Source organism: Intrasporangium sp. (assembly GCF_035280925.1).
In the GTDB taxonomy this organism is placed as follows: Bacteria; Actinomycetota; Actinomycetes; order Actinomycetales; family Dermatophilaceae; genus Intrasporangium.
In genome coordinates this window covers 1-2,835 of the sequence record NZ_DATEEY010000129.1, presented here as the reverse complement: position 1 = coordinate 2,835, position 2,835 = coordinate 1, and the positions used below count along the sequence as shown (strand labels likewise).

The 2,835-nt window shown below is 70.5% G+C and carries 3 protein-coding genes; 2 read left to right on the top strand and 1 reads right to left on the bottom strand.

Annotated features, from left to right (window positions below; genetic code table 11):
- Together VJN29_RS12660 and VJN29_RS12655 are read left to right on the top strand one after the other, a co-directional pair.
- Positions 1–785: LLM class flavin-dependent oxidoreductase (locus tag VJN29_RS12660; RefSeq protein ID WP_324143990.1), on the top strand; the 785-nt coding region annotated here is incomplete at its 5' end.
- Positions 786–854: 69 nt separating this feature from the next.
- Positions 855–1,718, top strand: coding sequence for an undecaprenyl-diphosphate phosphatase (locus VJN29_RS12655; protein WP_324143989.1), 864 nt, complete (start codon positions 855–857; stop codon positions 1,716–1,718).
- A 52-nt stretch (positions 1,719–1,770) separates the two neighbouring features.
- Here the strand turns inward: VJN29_RS12655 and corA are convergent, their stop codons facing one another.
- On the bottom strand, positions 1,771–2,748 hold the full coding sequence (gene corA, locus VJN29_RS12650) for a magnesium/cobalt transporter CorA (RefSeq protein ID WP_324143988.1): 978 nt from the start codon (positions 2,746–2,748) through the stop codon (positions 1,771–1,773).
- Positions 2,749–2,835 lie beyond the last annotated feature (87 nt).

The window sequence follows — 2,835 nt, the reverse complement described above, 5'->3', positions numbered from 1 at the left end:
TCGGGCTCGGCGTGTCCGGCCCCCAGGTGAGCGAGGGCTGGCACGGTGTGCGCTTCGCAGAGCCACTGGGCCGGACCCGCGAGTATGTCGCCATCGTCCGAATGGCGTTGCGGCGGGAGCAGGTTCGGTATGCCGGCCGCCACCACACCCTGCCACTCCCGGACGGCCCCGGTAAGGCCCTACGCCTGACCATCCGGCCGCCGCGCCCCGACCTGCCGGTGTACCTCGCCGCGGTCGGGCCTCGGAACATCCGGCTCGCCGGTGAGGTGGCCGACGGCTGGTTGGCCATCTTCTTCTCGCCGGAGCACTCGAGCGACCAGCTGGCGGCCGTCCGCGAGGGTCGGGTGGCCGCGAGCGCCGGCACGCCCCGGGACCCGATGGTCGGCTTCGACGTGGTAGCCACCGTGCCGGTCGTGGTCACCGACGACCTCGAGGCCGGCCGCGCGGCGGTGGCCGACTACACAGCCCTGTACATCGGGGGCATGGGCAGCCGGGAGCAGAACTTCTACAACGGGCTGGCCCGGCGGATGGGCTTCGACGAGGCCGCCGACCGCATCCAGGACCTGTACCTCGACGGCCGGCCTCGGGATGCGGCGGATGCCGTGCCGTTCGACCTCGCGGACGCCACAGCGCTCATCGGGCCCGTCGAGCGCATCGCCGAGCGGATCGGCCGTTACGCGGACGCGGGCGTCACCACGCTCAGCGTCGCGCCGTTCGCGCGCACGGTGGAGGACCGCGCCGCGGTGCTGCGGGCCGTCGCGGAGGCCCTTCCCCTGCAGACCTGACGCAGAGGGCATTCCGGTCGCCTGGTGCGCGAGCGGGTCGAGCGCCGCGTACACCTAGGCTGTCGGCTCGTGTCCGTCGAACTGACCTACTTCCAGGCCATCGTCCTCGGCGTCGTGGAAGGGCTCACCGAGTTCCTCCCGATCTCGTCGACCGGACACCTCACCATCGCCGAGCAGCTCCTCGGTCTTCCCGTGGACGACCCGGCGGTCACGGCCTACACGGCGATGATCCAGATCGGCGCCATCGTCGCGACGTTCATCTACTTCGCGCGCAAGATCGCCCGGCTCTTCCTGGCCTGGTTCCGCGGCCTGCGCTCCGCCCAGGCCCGCGAGGACCGCGACTACACCCTGGCGTGGGCCGTCATCGTCGGCTCCCTGCCGGTCGGCATCGTCGGGTTCCTGGCGCGCGACCTGATCTCCGGGCCGCTGCGCAACCTCTGGGTCGTCGCTGCGGCGCTCGTGCTGTGGAGCATCGTCATCTGGGTCGCGGAGCAGCGGCACGACGTCCTCGAGCGCGCCGGCGAGCAGCGCGACGAGCACGGCATCACCCTCAGGGACGGGCTGGTCATCGGCCTCGTCCAGTGCTTCTCCCTCATTCCCGGGGTCTCGCGCTCCGGCGCCACGATCTCTGCGGGGCTCATGCGTGGCATCAACCGGGTGACGGCGACCGAGCTGGCCTTCTTCATGGCCATCCCGGCCCTCACGGCGGCCGGCATCTTCGAGCTCGCCCGCGGGACGGAGGCGGTCCTCGCGCTCGGCGTGGGCCAGATGGCCGTCGGCATCGTCGTCGCCTTCGCCACCGCCTACGCCTCCATCGCGTGGCTCCTGCGGTTCGTGGCTACCAACTCGCTGCGGCCGTTCATCTGGTACCGGGTCGCCCTCGGTCTCGCGGTCGCAGCGGCGCTCTGGGCCGGGTGGATCTCGGCCACCTGACTCCCGGATGCTGGTCGTCCACCCGTGGTGGCCGGCCGGTTGCGCTCGTCCCCTAGAGCCACCCGCTGCGCTTGAAGGCGCGGTAGATGCCGAGGCACAGCACGGCCATGAGGCCGAGCACCGCGAAGTACCCGTAGCGCCAGCGCAGCTCGGGCATGTCGTCGAAGTTCATGCCGTAGATGCCGGCGATCATCGTCGGCACCGCAGCGATTGCCACCCACGCCGAGATCCGACGCATGTCGCTGTTCTGCTGCACCGAGATCTGCGCGAGGTGGGCGCCGAGGATGTCCGTGAGCAGGCGGTCGTAGGACTCCACGTGGTCGATGACCGCCTGGAGGTGGTCGCTGACGTCCCGCAGGAGCAGCCGCAGCTCGGCCTCGTCGACCGGGCTGTGCGTGGAGTGGTGCAGCATCTGCAGCGGCGCGGAGAGCGGCACCGCGGCGCGACGGAACTCGAGCACCTCCCGCTTGAGCCGGTAGATCGTCGCGGTGTCCATCCTGGAGCCGGAGAAGACCTCCGTCTCGATGGCCTCGAGGTCGCTCGCGATCTCCTCGTCGATGACGGTGTACGTGTCCACCACGTTGTCGACGATGGAGTGGAGCACTGCCATCGGCCCGAGCCGCAGCCGGTCAGGATCCGCCTCGAGCTGCTGGCGCAGACCCGCGAGCGGGCTGGCGTCTCCCCGCCGGACCGTGACGATGAAGTGGTCCCCGACGAAGATCATGAGCTCACCGGTCTCGATGTCCGAGGTGCTCTCGATGTAGCGCAGCGGCTTGAGGACCACGAAGACGCTCGTGTCGTAGAGCTCGACCTTGGCCCGCTCTCGCCCCTGGACGGCGTCCTCCACGGCCAGGGCATGCAGCTGGAGCTCGTCGTTGACGTCGTCGAACTCGGCTTGGGTGGGGTCCTTGAGGCCGATCCAGAGGAAGTTGCCTGAGGCGCCCAGCGCGCGCAGGGCGGCAAGCTCGTCGCTGAGGTCACCGCAGTCGTGCCGCTCACCGTCCATGTACACGGCCCGGTCGACGATCACGCCCTCATCGTGACAGAGCACGCGCGCGGGGCACGGAGCGACCCACGGGGCGGTGAGCCGGCGCGGCATACAGTGTCCTCTCGTGGC